The sequence below is a fragment of the Nonomuraea sp. NPDC050691 genome (assembly GCF_040654455.1).
Lineage (GTDB): Bacteria > Actinomycetota > Actinomycetes > Streptosporangiales > Streptosporangiaceae > Nonomuraea.
This window is the reverse complement of sequence record NZ_JBFAIA010000188.1, coordinates 1-16,128: the sequence shown is the minus strand read 5'-3', so window position 1 is coordinate 16,128 and position 16,128 is coordinate 1. Positions and strand designations below refer to the sequence as shown.

13 protein-coding genes and 1 pseudogene are annotated in these 16,128 nt (G+C 72.1%); 10 read left to right on the top strand and 4 right to left on the bottom strand.

All coding sequences use genetic code 11. The features are described 5' to 3' along the window. The 3 genes and pseudogenes from AB0H81_RS38060 to AB0H81_RS38050 form a co-directional block, all read left to right on the top strand. A pseudogene (locus tag AB0H81_RS38060) lies at positions 1–420 on the top strand (hypothetical protein); the annotation flags it as partial. 80 nt (positions 421–500) lie between these two features. Further along, complete coding sequence (locus AB0H81_RS38055) at positions 501–797, top strand: DUF1330 domain-containing protein (RefSeq protein ID WP_358385090.1); 297 nt, start codon at positions 501–503, stop codon at positions 795–797. Between the two features lie 355 nt (positions 798–1,152). Then, complete coding sequence (locus AB0H81_RS38050; protein ID WP_358385088.1) at positions 1,153–2,187, top strand: polysaccharide deacetylase family protein; 1,035 nt, start codon at positions 1,153–1,155, stop codon at positions 2,185–2,187. Positions 2,188–2,201: 14 nt separating this feature from the next. Here the strand turns inward: AB0H81_RS38050 and AB0H81_RS38045 are convergent, their stop codons facing one another. Further along, the gene (locus AB0H81_RS38045; RefSeq protein ID WP_358385085.1) at positions 2,202–3,290 is read right to left on the bottom strand and encodes a hypothetical protein; all 1,089 of its coding nucleotides are present in this window, start codon (positions 3,288–3,290) and stop codon (positions 2,202–2,204) included. A 19-nt stretch (positions 3,291–3,309) separates the two neighbouring features. Beyond that, positions 3,310–4,839, bottom strand: coding sequence for a hypothetical protein (locus tag AB0H81_RS38040; protein ID WP_358385083.1), 1,530 nt, complete (start codon positions 4,837–4,839; stop codon positions 3,310–3,312). A 363-nt stretch (positions 4,840–5,202) separates the two neighbouring features. On the opposite strand from AB0H81_RS38040, the gene AB0H81_RS38035 reads away from it, so the two are divergent. The 3 genes from AB0H81_RS38035 (at position 5,203) to AB0H81_RS38025 (ending at position 9,134) form a co-directional block, all read left to right on the top strand. Then, positions 5,203–5,733, top strand: coding sequence for a hypothetical protein (locus AB0H81_RS38035; protein ID WP_358385080.1), 531 nt, complete (start codon positions 5,203–5,205; stop codon positions 5,731–5,733). Between the two features lie 140 nt (positions 5,734–5,873). Then, the gene (locus AB0H81_RS38030) at positions 5,874–8,105 is read left to right on the top strand and encodes a transporter substrate-binding domain-containing protein (protein WP_358385077.1); all 2,232 of its coding nucleotides are present in this window, start codon (positions 5,874–5,876) and stop codon (positions 8,103–8,105) included. Between the two features lie 54 nt (positions 8,106–8,159). Beyond that, positions 8,160–9,134 carry a malate dehydrogenase gene (locus AB0H81_RS38025; protein ID WP_358385074.1) on the top strand — a complete coding sequence of 325 codons (975 nt, stop codon included), beginning with the start codon at positions 8,160–8,162 and terminating at the stop codon, positions 9,132–9,134. A gap of 343 nt (positions 9,135–9,477) precedes the next feature. Here AB0H81_RS38025 and galE read toward each other — a convergent pair whose 3' ends face one another. Further along, positions 9,478–10,425, bottom strand: a complete 948-nt coding sequence (gene galE / locus AB0H81_RS38020; protein WP_358385071.1) for a UDP-glucose 4-epimerase GalE — start codon at positions 10,423–10,425, stop codon at positions 9,478–9,480. An 89-nt stretch (positions 10,426–10,514) separates the two neighbouring features. Here galE and AB0H81_RS38015 point away from each other — a divergent pair, with 89 nt between their 5' ends. Then, complete coding sequence (locus AB0H81_RS38015; protein ID WP_358385068.1) at positions 10,515–11,828, top strand: hemolysin family protein; 1,314 nt, start codon at positions 10,515–10,517, stop codon at positions 11,826–11,828. 14 nt (positions 11,829–11,842) lie between these two features. Further along, complete coding sequence (gene trpS / locus AB0H81_RS38010; protein ID WP_358385065.1) at positions 11,843–12,847, top strand: tryptophan--tRNA ligase; 1,005 nt, start codon at positions 11,843–11,845, stop codon at positions 12,845–12,847. A 103-nt stretch (positions 12,848–12,950) separates the two neighbouring features. Here the strand turns inward: trpS and AB0H81_RS38005 are convergent, their stop codons facing one another. Next, positions 12,951–13,457: a MarR family transcriptional regulator gene (locus tag AB0H81_RS38005; protein ID WP_358385062.1), complete on the bottom strand. Its 507-nt coding sequence runs from the start codon at positions 13,455–13,457 to the stop codon at positions 12,951–12,953. Between the two features lie 60 nt (positions 13,458–13,517). Here AB0H81_RS38005 and AB0H81_RS38000 point away from each other — a divergent pair, with 60 nt between their 5' ends. Together AB0H81_RS38000 and AB0H81_RS37995 are read left to right on the top strand one after the other, a co-directional pair. Continuing rightward, positions 13,518–14,798 (top strand): amidohydrolase family protein, encoded by a 1,281-nt coding sequence (locus AB0H81_RS38000; RefSeq protein ID WP_358385059.1) that lies wholly within the window; start codon positions 13,518–13,520, stop codon positions 14,796–14,798. A gap of 189 nt (positions 14,799–14,987) precedes the next feature. Further along, positions 14,988–15,935 carry a YihY/virulence factor BrkB family protein gene (locus AB0H81_RS37995; RefSeq protein ID WP_358385057.1) on the top strand — a complete coding sequence of 316 codons (948 nt, stop codon included), beginning with the start codon at positions 14,988–14,990 and terminating at the stop codon, positions 15,933–15,935. The last annotated feature ends 193 nt before the right edge of the window (positions 15,936–16,128 follow it).

Here is a 16,128-nt window from a genome sequence, read left to right as displayed (position 1 = left end):
CCCTCGTTCCCCGTCTCGCGCGGCAGCGCGCGGTCGACGCAGCCCGTCGCGCTCCCCAGCGGCGCCGACGCCACGCCGGTCCTGGGCCGGCACGGTCCCGGCCCGCACCGGCGGGCCGCGATCCTCGCCACGCTGGCGGTCGTCGTCGCCGGCAGCGCGCTCACCGTGCTGCCGCTGCCGCTGCCGTTCGCGTGGCTGCTGGCCGGCAGGGCGGCCCAGGGCGTCGGGCTCGCGCTGACGGCGCTGCTCGCCGAGCTCGGCGGGGTCCGGGCCGCCTACGGCCTCGGGCTGGTCGTCACCGCCGCCGCCCTCCTGAGATCCTCGCCGCGGGCACCGGCCCCGGCCACCTCTTCCCCGACGACAGCGCCTACACCACCGCGGCGCTGGCCGGCATCGGCGCCATGGCGATCACGACGCTGACAAGCCTCGCTCTCGCCCGCCGACGCTCGTCCGAGACCAACCCGTAAGTCAGCTGCACTCATCTCAACACTGGAGGTTCCGTGCCCAAGGGCTACTGGGTCAGCGTTTACCCCACCATCACAGACCCTGAGGGGCTTGGTGTCTACAACGAGCTGGCCGGTCTGGCCGTCAAGGCCGCAGGCGGACGGACGTTCGCCCGCGGCGGCAGCCGGGTCGTCGCACACGAAGCCGGAATCGCCGAGCGCGTCGTCCTGATCGAGTTCGACAGCTTCGAACAGGCGGTCGCCGCATACGAGAGTGCGGCCTACCAGGAGGCGCTGGCCGCACTCCCCGACGGCTTCGAGCGCGACTTCCGCATCGTCGAAGGCATTGACTGACCGAGGTCCAGTCGGATCTTCACCGGGACCAGTTCCCACGCACGTGGAGGGGTGCCCCTGAGCCCCATGGCCACCCGAGTACCACAGGCCGCCGTCCCCACGTCCGTGGGGAGGACGCGACCGGCGCGTACATGTACGTCGGAGCCATATCCAGTCATGATCGCCCAGGTCGGCGAAGGGGGCTGACAGTCCCTCAAGAAGAAGTTGGCTTGATCGTCCCGTTGGGGGAAGGGCCGCCTCCGGGTGGCCCTTTTCGCTGTTCCGGGCCATCTCTTGGCACTTCGGCGGGCGTGGCGTAGTTGATCACCGGGGTAGGAGCCTGCCAAAGGAGTCGTACCTGTCTCGGGGGGTTCGGATGCGACTGCGTGTCTTGAGCGGGGTGGGCCTGGCCGCGGTGGTCGCGCTCGCGGGCTGCGGCAGTGAGCCCGCGCCCAAGTCCGACACCGGCAAGGCCGACACGGCGGCCCAGACCAAGCAGACCCGGGCGGCCAAGATCGCCGCCGCGGCCAAGGTCAAGGCGAACGAGCTCGGCCAGGTGCCGGTGCTCATGTACCACCGCATCATCAGGAACCCGACGACCACCGACGACAGAACCCCCGAGCAGTTCCGCGCCGACCTCGAACGGCTGGCCAAGGACGGCTACGTGCCGGTCACCGCGGCCGAGTTCGTCACCGGCAAGATGGACATCCCCGCGGGCACGCACCCGGTCGTGCTCACCTTCGACGACTCGTCGCCGTCGCAGCTCACCCTGGACGAGATGGGGGTGCCGAGGGCGGAGACGGCGGTCGCCATCCTGCGCGAGGTGGCGGCCAGGCACCCCGGGTTCCGGCCGGTCGCGACGTTCTACGTGACGCGCGACATGTTCGGCAAGACGACGCCGGAGGAGCAGGCGCAGACGCTGCTCTGGCTCAAGCAGAACGGCTTCGACATCGGCAACCACACGCGCGACCACGTCAACCTGCGCGGCAAGCCGAAGAAGGAGGTCGAGGAGCAGATCGGCTCGATCGCCCAGCAGATCGGCGTCCTCACCAACGTCAAGCCCGTCACGCTGGCCCTGCCGTACGGCAACCAGCCGAGCCACAAGGAGTGGGCCGCCCGCGGCAAGCTCGGCGACGTGTCGTACGACCACAGCGGCGTCTTCCTGGCCGGCTACACCCCGGCGGCGTCGCCGTTCAGCCGCTCGTTCGACCCGCTCGGCATCCCGCGCATCAGGGCCATGGACAAGAAGGGCGACTGCGCCCAGTTCTGCTCCACGGCCTGGCTGGACTGGCTGAAGAGCAACCCGGACATGCGCTACACCTCGGACGGCGACGTGACGACGGTGGCGTTCCCCAAGTTCAAGGACCCGTTCCTGCGCACCACGTACAAGACCCGCGCCCTGCCGTACTGACGCGCCTGGGGCAGCTAGCGGACGCGGCCGGTGACGAGCCGCGTGCCTTCGGGCGGGACCGTGAGCGAGTCGTCGGGCGGCGGGGGCACGTCGAACCCCAGGGGTGACGCGCTGCCGTCGGCCAGGCCGAGCAGGTGGTGCGCGGTCTCGCCGTGCGGGCCGCGGGTCTCGGCGACCAGCGCGTCCTCGCCCTCCCAGCGCAGGATCTCGCCGACGCGCCATCCTGCGGGCAGCCGTGGCGTGACGGTGCGCACCGGCGCTCCCGCGCGCGTCCCGGTCAGGACGACGCCCCGGAACGCGAGCCCGTCCGGGGTGACGTCGGTGGCGACCGTGGCCAGGGTCTCGCCCGAGGGGGAGGGCACGGCCTGCTCGGCCAGGTTGCCGGGCAGCGCGGCGCGGCTGACGACCGCGCCCTCCGGCGAGCGGACGACGTACGTGCCGGAGGTGACGTGCCCGGGGGAGCGGCCGGCCGGCTCGACGGTCATCAGGGCCAGGCCGCGGGCGGTCCAACCGGCGGCCCGCTCGCCGCGCGGCAGGCGCCGCACCCGGCCGCTCGTCACGTCCACGACGACGAGGGTGCCCGGGACGACGTCCTCCGCCTCGGGGGTGAGCCGGTCCTGCGCGACGAGGAGGTGCCGGCCGTCGAGGGAGAACAGCGGGGGCTGCGTCGCCCGGTCCGCCCCCACGGGCGCGGCGATCCCCTGGGGCAGGTACGTCGTCGTGCCCCTGGTCAGGTCCACGACGGCGTACCGCTGCTTCTTCTGGTGCCAGTAGGCGGCGCGTGTGCCGTCGCGGCTGAGGGCGAGCGGGGCCTCGCCGAATCCGTAGGGGAGCCACCAGCGTTCGCCCCGGGTGGAGACGAGGATCCAGTGCTTGCACGCCTCGCCGCCGTCGTCGCAGACGGGCCGGTACGCGTACCGGACGGGCGCGGGGGCGGGGCCTCTCAGCGCGCGCGGGCCGGGCGTGGGCACGAGCGGGTCCGTGCCGGTGCGGACGAACCGGACGGGCGGCCCCGACCACGCGGGCGCGGTCACCCAGACGGCCGTCACGACCGCCAGCACGGCCGCGGCGTACGTCCACGGCCCCGGAACCCTCATCCGCACGGCCACACCCCCGCCTCCGTCATCTGATCGCGCCGAACACGGCGTCGTCGCCCAGGTCGCCGGGCAGGTCCTTGGCCGGCTTGCCCCGGCCCGTGGCGAGGTCCACCAGCTGGTGCTCCGGCCGCCGCGCCTCGCTCCACTCGGCGTGGACGAGCAGCCTCCCGCCGGCTGACCAGCCCAGCGCCCGGGGCGTCCCGTAGTGACCGTCCAGCCGCAGGGCGGCGCGCCGGAGCACGTGGCCCGTGGCCGGATCCATCGTCACGACCTCGTCCACGGTGAGCACGGCCAGCTCGCGGCCGTCGGGCGTGGCCAGGGCCTCCAGCGTCGGGTCGAAGGGGACGCGGGTCAGCACGGCGCCCCGGCGGTCGAGCGTCAGCAGCTCGGTGTCGGGCGCTCCGGGCAGGGCGCGGCGGTCCGTGGTCGCGATCACGCGGTCGGGGCCGAGGCCGAGGACGCGGGCCACGCCGGGCAGGCGTGTCCTGCCGCCGGTGCGCGTGTCGAGCAGCTCCGTGCCGGCTGATGAGGTCAAGGCCACCAGGCTGCCGTCGGCGGAGAGCCTCGGCTCGGGGACGGTCCCGTCGTCCAGCGGGCCGGTGAGGTGGCGCAGGCCGCCGGTGGTGACGTCCAGCAGGACGAGGCGGCGCGAGACGCCGTCGAGGTAGGCGATGTGCCGGCCGTCGCCGCTCAGCGCGAACGGAGCCGGCCGCCCGCGCGGGCCGCTCGCCAGCCGGGCGACGGCCGGTACGACGGTCCAGTACATGCCGGATGCGAAGTACAGCTCCCACGCCTGTCGCTGACGGTTCACCCAGGCGCACATCACGGGCGCCTTGCTGAGGAGCGTGAGCGGCTCCGGCGTGGTGGCGGCGGCCCGTCGCTCGCCCCAGCCGGCCTCGCCCCTGACGAAGTCCGCGAGGGCCGCGCTCCGGCTGTGATCCCAGGCGTGCTGGCCGGTCCCGGTACCCCGGCTCAAGACGCCGGGCTCGGCCCCCCACACGGTCCAGCCGGCGAGGAGGCTCGCGGTCAGTGCCAGCGTGAGGGCGCCGCTCGCGAGACCGGTCAGGACGGTCCGCGAGACGCGGGCCGGGCGAGCCGAGACGACCTGCCAGGGGCCGATCGCGAGGCCCAGGGCGATCAGGGGGAGGAGGTTGCCGGCGAGGAAGGCGACGGCGGTCAGGTGCTGGGGCAGGGCGGGCAGGCCGCTCCGCTGCGCGGACCACACGGCGGCGGCGATGCCGCCCGCGAGCAGGGCGCGCGCCGACCGGGACCGCAGGGCCAGCTCGGCGGCCACCAGGTCCACGGGCCCGGCGGGCAGGGGCCGCCGCCGCAGTCCCCTGATGAGCACGTGGACGGCGAGTACGGAGCCGAGCGCGAACGCCGCCCACGACCGCTCGGCGACCCCCACGTCCATGCGGAACGACCGCGCGACGGTGCTGAGCGCGATTCCGCAGGCGACGACGGCCGCGATCCGCCAGACCGGGACGAGCCCGGGCGGGCCGAGCCGCATGCCGGATGGCCGGCCACCGCGCTGCGCCGAAGCGGCAGATGACATTCCCGCCCCCACGACGCCGACAAACCATCCAATAACCGGATAGAAGGCCGATATAACGAAAGAATCCTGGACGATGCCGGCCAGGCAGAGCGCGCATCCCGCAGCCGCGCCCGCCCAGCGGAATCGCCGCTGAGCGCGCAGCCGGCGGGCGATTTCCGGCACGTTGTACGGCGTGACCATGAGGCGCTGCCGTCGGCCGAATCGCGCCAATTCGGCGGGACGCACCGGACCGCCCGAGAGGGTCACGACGACCGTAACCGGCACCACCAGGAGAACGAGGAACGCCGCCGTTAACAAGAATCGGCTTTCGTCACGGCGGAAAAAGTAGCAGAATCCAGAATCTTCCGCATGGGGGGATATTTGGTGATTTCTGATTCGATAGGGGATCGGCTGGCCGCCGAAGCCGAACGGCTGCCCAGGGCCAGGGCAAGGCTCACCCTGGCGGTGGCGCTGGTGCCGGCCCTCGCAGCCCTCGTCGGGGCGAGTGGCGCCGTGGTGCCGCGTTTCGGATACGGCGACGGGGGCGGCGGGTCGTCCAGCGTGGACACGTACGAGACCGGCGAGACCTATGTCACCACCGAGGTGGAGCAGGGGGTCGTCAACGAGGGCTGGACGCTGGTCACGGTCACGGGGGTGGGCGTGCGCGGTGAGGGCCTCGTCCTGCGCGAGGTGTCCGGCGCGCGCCTCCCACGCGCCGTCGCGCCCGGCGAGGAACTGCCGCTGACTCTCGCGTTCGACGTCGAGGACTGCGGGGCCGTGCGGGCGAAGCCGCCCGAGGTGGTTCTCGAGGTCAGCCGCTGGTGGGGGAGCTCGGCCGTCACCGTGGCGGCGGACGAGCTGGACGGGCCGGAGAACTGGGTGGCGGTGGAGTCCGCGTGCGACTCCCCGACGTGACGGCGGTCCGGACACGTGTCACCGTTGTGCCCAGGAGTGCCGCGAAGGGCGGGTCACGAACGGTTAACGCCTCCCTGAGGGCTTCCCGCGCGTCGTAAAGTTTGCCTCGTCGGGCCGTAAGCACAATGTGGGGAAGACGAATGCCGCAGATCTCGCCGCTGGTGACCGGCGACCCCGCAGAGCTGGGGTCGTTCCGGCTGACCGGACGGATCGGGGAGGGCGGTCAGGGCATCGTCTACCTGGGCGTCGACGAGCAGGGCGAGCGGGCCGCGATCAAGCTCCTGCACGTCAAGTTCAGCGGCGACCAGATCGCGCGCTCCCGCTTCGCCAGGGAGCTCAAGGCCGCCAAGCGGGTGGCGTCGTTCTGCACCGCCCGGGTCATCGAGGCCGACCTCGACGGCGACACGCCGTACATCGCGAGCGAGTACATCGACGGGCGCGCCCTGCGCGACATCGTCGACACCGACGGGCCGCTGCGTGGCACGGTCCTCGACCGGCTGGCCATCGGCACCGCGACCGCGCTGACCGCCATCCACCACGCCTCGATCATCCACCGCGACTTCAAGCCCGACAACGTGCTCATCGCGGCCGACGGGCCGCGCGTGGTCGACTTCGGCATCGCCCGCATCATCGACTCGACCGGGACCATCACCAGCCGGGCCATCGGCACCCCCGCCTACATGGCGCCCGAGCAGATCGCCGGCGACGACGTGGGGCCCTACACCGACGTGTTCGCGTGGGGCGCGACCATCGCCTTCGCGGCCTCCGGCAAGGCCGCCTTCGAGGGCAACTCGATCGCGGTCGTGCTCAACCGGATCCTCAACCACGAGGTCGACGTGAGCATGATGCCGGAGCCGCTGCGCGGCGTGGTGCGCTCGGCGCTGTCCAAGTCGCCCGAGGAGCGGCCCTCGGCCGACCAGATCCTGCTGCGGCTGCTCGGCCAGCCGGAGTCGTCCGGCGCCTCCACGGCGGTGCTCACGCGCGGCGTCCAGGTGGCGACCGACGACACCACGCCGTTCCTGCGGGTCTCGTCCACCCTCGCCCCACCCGGAGCCCCACGCACCACCACCGGGGGCGGAGCGCAGCCCACGCCCGGCACGCCCGCTCACACGGGAGGGACCTCCGCGCCCACCGGCGGCGGGTTCGGCTACGACGCCGACGACCCCAACGCCGAGACCTCGCTCATCCGCTCCTCCGCCCTGCCGTCCGAGGCCCCGCCCGGCACCGCTGATCCAGGCCACCCCATCGGCCACTCCGCACAGGGCGGGCGCCAGGCGCTCGCGGGGCTGGTCAGGTCCGGAGCGCACCAGGCGCCCGCCGAGCACCATGCTCCGGAGCACCATGCCCCAGAGCGCCATGCCCCAGAGCACCATGCCCCCGAGCACCATGACTCCCAGCACCCTGCCGTCGACCACCCCGTCCCCGCCGGGCACCAGCCGCCCGCCCGGCGCACCGACGTGCCGCCCGTGCCGCCCACCCAGCTCGGCGGCCGGGGGCGCAGCCGCCGCCGCAAGGTGGGGTGGATCACCCTGGCCGCCGCGCTCGCCCTCGTCGTGGCCGCCGCCGCCGTCGCCGTGCTCGACGGCTGGCCACAGCGCCTCCTCGGCCAGGACGCGAGCGGCCGGACGACCCCGCCGGACACGTTCGCCAGCGTCGTCGACAAGGTCGCGAGCACCGGGAAGCTCGTCATCGGCGTGAAGGGCGACCTGCCCGGCATCGGCCTGCAACGCGACGGCGGCTTCGAGGGGTTCGACGTCGAGCTGGGCAAGCGGATCGCCGCCGAGCTCGGCGCGAAGAGCCCGTCGTTCGTCCGGGTCACCGTCGGCAACCGCGACGACATGCTGGCCGACGGCTCCGTCGACCTCGTGCTCGCCACGTACTCCATCGACAAGAGCGGCGTGGAGTTCGCCGGCCCTTACTACCTGGCCCACCAGGACGTGCTGGTGCACGACGGCGCCGGCATCGAGAAGATCGAGGATCTGAAGGGCCGCAAGGTGTGCGCGGTCAACAGCCCCTCGGTCGGCAAGGTGCAGGACCTGGTGGACGTGGAGCCGGTCATGGCCGGCAACTACGCCGACTGCATGGACCTGCTACGCAGCGGCCGCGTCGACGCGGTGCCCGGCGACGACCTCATCCTCGCCGGGTTCGCCGGCCGCGAGCCCCTCCGCTACAAGATCCTCGGCGCGAAACTGAGCAGCGAGCGCTACGCCGTCGGCATCCGGGGCGGCGACGTGAAGGCCTGCAAGGCGGTCAACGGGGTGATCGCCGACTTCTATCGGACGGGTGTGATGAAGGAGCTGTTGACCAGGTATTTCGCCAGAGTCGACTTCTCCTTGGAGCTGAAGTCGCCCGTGATGGAAACCTGCGGATGACGAACGGGTAGCATCCCAAAGTCAATGATTCGTCCCGCGAGTTAGGGGAAGGCCATGGCCACGCCCGTCAAGGTCACCGTTACCGGAGCCGCCGGTCAGATCGGCTACGCGCTGCTCTTCCGCATCGCGTCGGGCCACCTGCTGGGCGCGGACGTGCCGGTCAAGCTCAGCCTGCTGGAGGTCCCGCAGGCCGTGAAGGCGGCCGAGGGCACCGCGATGGAGCTCGACGACTGCGCGTTCCCGCTGCTGTCCGGCATCGAGATCACCGACGACCCCAACGTGGCGTTCGACGGCGCCAATGTCGCGCTGCTGGTCGGCGCCATGCCGCGCAAGGCCGGCATGGAGCGCGGCGACCTGCTCGGCGCCAACGGCGGCATCTTCGGCCCGCAGGGCAAGGCGATCAACGACCACGCCGCCGACGACATCAAGGTCCTCGTCGTCGGCAACCCGGCCAACACCAACGCGCTGATCGCGCAGCAGCACGCCCCTGACGTGCCGGCCGAGCGGTTCACCGCGATGACCCGCCTCGACCACAACCGCGCGCTCTCCCAGCTCGCCGCCAAGCTCCAGGTGCCGGTCACCGAGATCAGGAACATGACGATCTGGGGCAACCACTCGGCCACGCAGTACCCCGACCTGTTCCACGCCGAGGTGGGCGGCAAGGTCGCGGCCGAGCAGGTCGACGCCGAGTGGCTGCGCGAGACCTTCATCCCGACCGTGGCCAAGCGCGGTGCGGCGATCATCGAGGCGCGGGGCGCGTCGAGCGCCGCCTCGGCCGCCAACGCCGCGATCGACCACGTCCACGACTGGGTCAACGGCACCGAGTGGACCTCGGCCGCGGTCGTCTCCGACGGCTCCTACGGCGTGCCGGAGGGGCTCATCTCGTCCTTCCCGGTCCGCGCGGCCGGCGGCCGGTTCGAGATCATCCAGGGCCTGGAGATCGACGCGTTCTCGCGTGAGCGCATCGACGCCAGCGTGGCCGAGCTCGTCGACGAGCGCGAGGCGGTCAAGGGCCTCGGCCTCATCTGAGAGCCCGTCACGGCCTGACATCGGCGCGCGTCCCGTCCGCGGGGCGCGCGCTTCGCTTTGCGCGGACCTGTACGCGGGGGTCCGCTCCGTCTCGCGCACCCGTACGCGCGGGCTCAGGGCAGGGCGGCCGAGATGGTGAGCGAGGGCGTGTTCCCCTCGCCCGATCCGGGGCATGGGGACCCCGAGGGGGCATAGGGAGCTGATGAGGCCGTGGCGAACACGACTCCGGCGGCGGCCGCGACGCTGCCCAGCACCACGGCGGTGCCGAAGAGCAGCTTCGTGACCCATGGTGAAAAGCTCCTCACATTTCGGTATCACAGCACATATCGCGCCGCCTCATGCCTCATTTACCGGAAAGCGCGGTCCAGGCGTCGGCGACGATGTCGCGGATGGACGTCCGCTCGGCCTTCCAGCCCAGCTCGCGCTGGATCTTCTCCGACGACGCCACGAGCACGGCCGGGTCGCCGGCCCGGCGCGGCTCGACGACGGCGGGGATGTCGTGGCCGGTGACCTCGCGGCAGACCGAGATCACCTCCTGCACGGAGAAGCCGGTGCCGTTGCCCAGGTTGTAGATCTTGTGCTGCCCCTCGGTGGCGGCGTCGAGCGCCAGCAGGTGGGCGCGGGCCAGGTCGGCGACGTGGACGTAGTCGCGCACGCAGGTGCCGTCGGGCGTCGGGTAGTCGGTGCCGAACACGCTCACCGTCCCGCGCTCGCCGGTGGCGACCTTGAGCACGTTCGGGATGAGGTGGGTCTCGACCGTGTGCCGCTCGCGGAAGCGGCCGTAGGCGCCGGCCACGTTGAAGTAGCGCAGGCTGACCGCGCCGAGCCCGCGCAGGCCCGCGTAGGCGGTGAGCGCGGTGTCGACGGCCAGCTTGGAGGCTCCGTAGGGGCTGGTCGGGCGGGTGGGGTCGCTCTCCACGATGGGGGAGCGCTCCGGCTCGCCGTAGGTGGCGGCCGTGGAGGAGAACACGATGCGGCGCACGCCCCGCTCGTGCATGGCCTCCAGCAGCGCCAGCGTGCCACCGAGGTTGTGCGACCAGTACAACCCGGGCTTGTCCACCGACTCGCCCACCAGCGACTTGGCCGCGAAGTGCAGCACCGCCTCCACGCCGTCGAGCGCGTCCCGCGCCTCGGTGATCGAGCCCTCGACGAACCGGGCGCCCTCGGGCACCGCGTCCGCGTGGCCCGTCGAGAGGTCGTCCAGCACCGTCACCTCGTGCCCCGCCTCGACGAGCTGGGCCGCCACGACGCTTCCGATGTATCCCGCGCCTCCTGTGACCAGAAGCCTCATGATGTCTACTCCTGTGCGAATATGTTTGATTATGTACGGCTTGCCGTTCAGCATACGCCCCAAAGGCGTTGAGTACGCTGCCAACCACCATGTTTGACACCGTCGTCGCGAACATCGCCCTCGTCCTGCTCTTCATTCTCGTGGGCGGCTTCTTCGCGGCCGCCGAGATGGCGATGGTGAGCCTGCGCGAGAGCCAGGTGCGCAAGCTCGCCGAGCGCGGACGCCGCGGCGAGCGGGTGGCCAAGCTGGCCCGCGACCCCAACCGCTTCCTGTCGGCCGTGCAGATCGGCGTGACCGTGGCCACCATGCTCTCGGCCGCGTTCGGCGCCGACCGGCTCGGCATGCAGCTCGTGCCGGTCCTGCTGGGCTGGGGCGTGCCGGCCGCCGTCACCCCGGTGCTCGCGCTGGTGCTCGTCACGCTGGCCATCTCGTACGTGTCGCTGGTGCTCGGCGAGCTGGCCCCCAAGCGCCTCGCCCTGCAGCGGGCCGAGGGCCTGTCGCTGTTCGTCGCGCCCTTCCTCGACTCGATCGCCACCCTGTCGCGGCCGGTCATCTGGGCGCTGTCGAAGTCCACGGACGGCGTGGTCAAGCTGCTCGGCGGCAACCCGCAGGCCGACCGGGAGGAAGTCACCACCGAGGAACTGCGCGACATGGTCGTCGGCCACACCGACCTGACCGCCGACGAGCGCCACCTCATCGCCGAGGTGTTCGCCGCGGGCAAGCGCCAGGTGCGCGAGGTGATGCTGCCCCGGACCGAGGTGGAGTTCATGGAGGCCGACACGCCTCTGGCCGAGGCCGCCGTGCTCGCCGCCGGCATGCCCCACTCGCGCTTCCCGGTCTACCGCGAGTCGTACGACGAGGTCATCGGGTTCGTCCACGTCCGCGACCTGCTGGACCCGGTGCTGACCGGCCGCATCGAGCCGATCAACGAGCTCGTCCCGATCAGGCCGGTCAAGTACGTGCCGGCCTCCAAGCGCATCCTCACCACGCTGTCGGAGATGCGTGACGAGGGCCACCACCTCGCCATCGTGGTCGACGAGTACGGCGGCACCGCCGGCATCGTCACCCTGGAGGACCTGGTCGAGGAGCTCATCGGCGACATCAGGGACGAGTACGACGTCGAGGACGACACCGTGGTCCTCCCGGCCGGCGAGATCGAGATCGACGGCCTGACCAACCTCAACGACTTCGCCGCCGAGACCGGCATCAAGCTGCCCGACGGGCCGTACGAGACGCTCGGCGGCTTCGTCATGGCGATGCTCGGCCACGTCCCCGACGTGGGCGAGACCGTGGAGATCCCCGGCTTCGAGCTGACCGTCACCGAGCTGGACGGACGGCGTGTCGCGCGGGTGAGAGTGAAACGCGGACCTGCGGTCGAGTCGCCGCCCGAGCCGGATTCCTGACACAATTGTGTGCCATGGCCAGACCTCGTGTTCTTTCCGGCATCCAGCCCACCGCGGACTCCTTCCACCTGGGCAACTACCTGGGTGCGGTCCGCCAGTGGGTCACGATGCAGGAGGCCCACGACGCCTTCTACTGCGTGGTCGACCTGCACGCCATCACTGTGCCGACCGACGCGGCCGACCTGCGCCGCCGCACCCGCGTGGCCGCCGCGCAGCTCTTCGCCGCCGGGCTCGACCCGCAGCGTTCCACCGTCTTCGTGCAGTCGCACGTACGGCAGCACAGCGAGCTGGCCTGGATCCTCATCTGCCTGACCGGCATGGGCGAGGCCGGCCGGATGACGCAGTTCAAGGACAAGGCCGCCAGGTTCGGTGAGAGCGCCGCCAGCGTCGGGCTGTTCACCTACCCGATCCTCCAGGCCGCCGACATCCTGCTCTACCAGGCCGACAGCGTCCCGGTGGGCGCCGACCAGAAGCAGCACCTGGAGCTCACCCGCGATCTGGCGCAGCGCTTCAACCACCGCTACGGCGACACGTTCACGCTGCCCGCGCCGTACATCCCCAAGGAGGTCGAGAAGATCACCGACCTCCAGGATCCGACGGCCAAGATGTCCAAGTCGTCCTCCAGCCCGGCGGGCATCCTCGACCTGCTCGACCAGCCCGGCCCGCTGCGCAAGAAGGTCATGCGCGCGGTCACCGACACCGGCTCCGAGGTGCTGTTCGACGAGGAGAACAAGCCCGGCGTGTCCAACCTGCTGCGCATCCAGTCGGCCCTGACCGGCACGCCCATCCCCGAGCTGGTCGCCCGCTACGAGGGCCAGGGCTACGGCGCCTTCAAGAAGGACGTGGCCGAGGCCGTCGTCGAGACGTTCACGCCGATCCGCGAGCGCACCGAGAAGCTGCTGGCCGACGAGGCCGAGCTCGACCGCCTGCTGGCGATCGGCGCGCGGCGCGCGGGCGAGGTCGCCGAGGAGACGATGGAGCAGGTCCGCGACAAGGTCGGCTTCCTGGCGAGCCTCTGACCCACGGGACGAGCCTCCGAAGCACGCGAAGGCGCCCGGCTCCTGATCGAGCCGGGCGCCTTCGCGCGTTCAGTGGGCCTGCCGAGCCGGGCGCCTTCGCGCGTCAGCGGACCCTGCGGCGGCCCACTGCCACGAGCACCTCGCGCAGGGCGTCCGCCGCCCGCCGCACCGTCTCCTCGGGCACGCCCGCCATCACCTCGCTGTTCGCCTTGCCCGCGAGGTCCAGCGCGGTGTTGGCCACCTTCAGCCCCTCGGGCGTCAGCCGCACCCACCGGCTGCGGGCGTCGCCGGGGTCGGCGGCGCGCTCGACGTAGCCGGCGGCCGTCAGGCGCTGGAGCACGTTGCTGGTGCCGCCGGAGGTGAGGAAGAGCGCCTTGGACAGCTCGCTCGGCTTCATGGCGTGCGCGGGCTCCGCGCGGGCCAGCGCGGCGAGGATGTCGAACTCGGCGTAGGTGAGGCCCAGCCCGGCCAGCTCGGCCCGGACGGCCTCCTGGAAGAGCATGTCGAGGCGGGACGCCCGCTTGCTGAGCTCCAGTCCGGCGATGAGGTCCGCCGGCATGCCGGCGTCGCGCCAGCGGGGGACGAGCCCGTCCACCTCGTCATTCGTCATGGAACGAGGATACTTGTCAGCAGATTGCTTTTCAAAAAGCTATTCACTAAGCTTTCTTGTATGCAAACCTTGATCAGGAACGGGATCGTCGTCGACACCGAGCCGGAGCCCGTGGTCATCGGCCGGGCCGACGTGCGCGTCGAGGACGGCAGGATCGCTGAGGTCGGCCCGGACCTCGCCACCGCGGACGGCGCCGAGGTCATCGACGCGTCCGGGCACATCGTGCTGCCCGGCTTCGTCGACACCCACCGCCACACCTGGCAGGCCGCCATCCGGGCGACCATGGCCGACGCCACGTTCAGTGACTACCTCCAGGGCGTCCTCGGGCGGCTCGCCCCCGCCTTCCGGCCGGAGGACGTCCACGCCGGCAACCTCGCCGGCGCCCTGGAGTGCCTCGACGCCGGCGTCACCACGCTGCTCGACTGGTCGCACATCCAGTTCACGCCCGAGCACACCGACGCCACCGTGGAGGCGCTGCGCGCCTCGGGCATCCGGGCCGTCCTCGGCTACTGCCACGGCGGGCCGCGCTCCGAGCTGGCCAGGGAGACCCGGCGCGTCCACGACGCCCACTTCTCCTCGCCCGGCCTGGTGAGCATGGTCGTCGCCGCGCTCGGGCCGGAGATCGTGCCCGAGGACCACGCGCTGGAGGAGCTGGAGACGGCCCGCGAGCTGGGCCTGCCGGTCACCGCCCATCTCGGCGGTCATGGGCCGGACAGCGCCGCCAAGGGGCTCGCCTTCCTGGAGTCGCGCGGGTTCCTCACGCCCGGCACGACGTTCGTCCACGCCAACCACTACTCCGACGAGCAGCTCAAGGTCATCGCCGGAGCGGGGGGCGGCGTGTCCGTCTCGCCCGTCGACGAGATGACGCTCGGCATCGGCTACCCCGTGACCGGGCGGGCACAGGCCGCGGGCGTGCCCGTCTCGCTCAGCGCCGACACCGTGACGTGCGCTCCCGGCGACATGTTCAGCCTCATGCGGACCGCGTACACGCTGGAGCGCGGCCGGCCGGACGGCGCCGGGCTCGGCTTCACCACCCGCGACGTGCTGCGCATGGCGACCATCGACGGCGCCCGGGTGGCCGGGCTCGGCGACGTGACCGGGTCGCTGCGGCCGGGCAAGCAGGCCGACCTCGTGCTGCTCGGCACGGACACCCTGGGTATGTCCGCCTCGTACGACCCGATCGCCGCGATCGTGCTCAACGCCGACACGAGCGCCGTGGACACCGTGCTGGTCGGCGGGCGCGTGGTCAAGCGCGGAGGGCGGCTCGTGGGCCAGGACGTGCCGGCGACGCTCGACGCGCTGGCCGCCGCCGCGCGCCGGGTCACCGCCGCGCTCGCCTGAGGCGCCGTCCGGGCCGTACTCCGGGCCGTACTCCGTGGTGCGTGCCGCCCTTGACGCCCGCGGCCCTCGCCACACCCTCTGAGCGGCGGGAATCATCCCTGAGCGGCGGAAATCATCGCCCGATGGGAGACTTGACCGGCCGGTTGCCGGGCAGGAGCCAAGGCCGAGGCGAAAGGTGGCGCGAGAACGATGGGCCTGTCCGAGCGGATCGAGGCGGTGAAGGCGCGTGGACGCCGTCTCAGGGACCACTGGCGGGTCCGCAGGCCGTTCATCGACCACCTGATCAGGACCGTGCAGCGCTACCAGTTCCAGTCGGGCGACCGGCTGGCCGGCGCGGTCACGTACTTCGCGTTCCTGTCGTTCTTCCCCCTGGTGGCGCTCGGCTTCGCCGTCTTCGGCTACGTCCTGACCAACGACGAGGCCGCCATGAAGGCGCTGAGCGAGGCCATCGAGGAGCAGCTTCCCGGCATCGCCGACCAGATCGACGTCCAGAACATCGCCACGGCCAAGGCGACCGCCGGGATCATCGGTCTGCTGGGCCTGCTCTACGCCGGGCTCGGCGCGGTGGACGCGCTGCGCGGGGCGCTGCGGGAGATGTCGATGACCACGTCGCCGCCGCTGGACTTCTTCCGCGGCAAGCTGCGCGACCTCGTCACGCTCATCATGCTGGGCGCGGCGATGCTGGCCTCCGTCCTGGTCACCGGGTTCGCCACCCAGGCCACGACGTGGGTGGTGCGCTTCCTCGGCCTGGACGACACGCCGCTGAACAACGTCGGGCTGTTCCTGGCCGGCCTCGGCGCCAGCCTGGTCGCCGACTGGGTGCTGTTCGTCATCGCGCTCGGCTGGGTGGCCAGGCCCACCCAGCCGTTCCGGCTGGTCGCCAAGGGGGCGCTGCTCGGGGCGGTCGGCTTCGGGCTGCTCAAGCAGGTGGCCGGGCTGCTGCTGAGCCACACGCTCAACAACCCGCTGTACGGGGCGTTCGCGGTCATGGTGGGCCTGCTGCTGTGGATCAATTTCTCCGCCAGGCTCATCCTGTACGTCGCCGCGTGGACGGCGACGGCCGGGCTCGGCCCGCCGCCCGCGCCGTCGCCGATCCCGTCGAACGGCTCCTCGGCGGGCCTGCCTTCACAGGCGTGACGGCCCCTGCCGCCGGGCGTCAGGAGCGGCCCGGCCGTCAGAGGCGTGATCGCCTGCGCCACATGCCGAAGCCGAGCCAGGCCAGCCCGAACAGCAGCGCGCCGCCGATCACCAGCAGACCGGTGCGGCGGCTGGAGTCGTCCTGCGCGGCGGCGGCCGCGCCGAGCAGCGAGGTGGTGGGCCGCGCGCGCAT

Coding starts and splice junctions, on each gene's coding strand:
- AB0H81_RS37995 (WP_358385057.1), top strand. CDS start 14,988: ATGGGCCTGTCCGAGCGGATCGAGGCGGTGAAGGCGCGTGGACGCCGT.
- AB0H81_RS38000 (WP_358385059.1), top strand. CDS start 13,518: ATGCAAACCTTGATCAGGAACGGGATCGTCGTCGACACCGAGCCGGAG.
- galE (WP_358385071.1), bottom strand. CDS start 10,425: ATGAGGCTTCTGGTCACAGGAGGCGCGGGATACATCGGAAGCGTCGTG.
- AB0H81_RS38025 (WP_358385074.1), top strand. CDS start 8,160: ATGGCCACGCCCGTCAAGGTCACCGTTACCGGAGCCGCCGGTCAGATC.
- AB0H81_RS38015 (WP_358385068.1), top strand. CDS start 10,515: ATGTTTGACACCGTCGTCGCGAACATCGCCCTCGTCCTGCTCTTCATT.
- AB0H81_RS38030 (WP_358385077.1), top strand. CDS start 5,874: ATGCCGCAGATCTCGCCGCTGGTGACCGGCGACCCCGCAGAGCTGGGG.
- AB0H81_RS38040 (WP_358385083.1), bottom strand. CDS start 4,839: ATGTCATCTGCCGCTTCGGCGCAGCGCGGTGGCCGGCCATCCGGCATG.
- AB0H81_RS38005 (WP_358385062.1), bottom strand. CDS start 13,457: ATGACGAATGACGAGGTGGACGGGCTCGTCCCCCGCTGGCGCGACGCC.
- AB0H81_RS38050 (WP_358385088.1), top strand. CDS start 1,153: ATGCGACTGCGTGTCTTGAGCGGGGTGGGCCTGGCCGCGGTGGTCGCG.
- trpS (WP_358385065.1), top strand. CDS start 11,843: ATGGCCAGACCTCGTGTTCTTTCCGGCATCCAGCCCACCGCGGACTCC.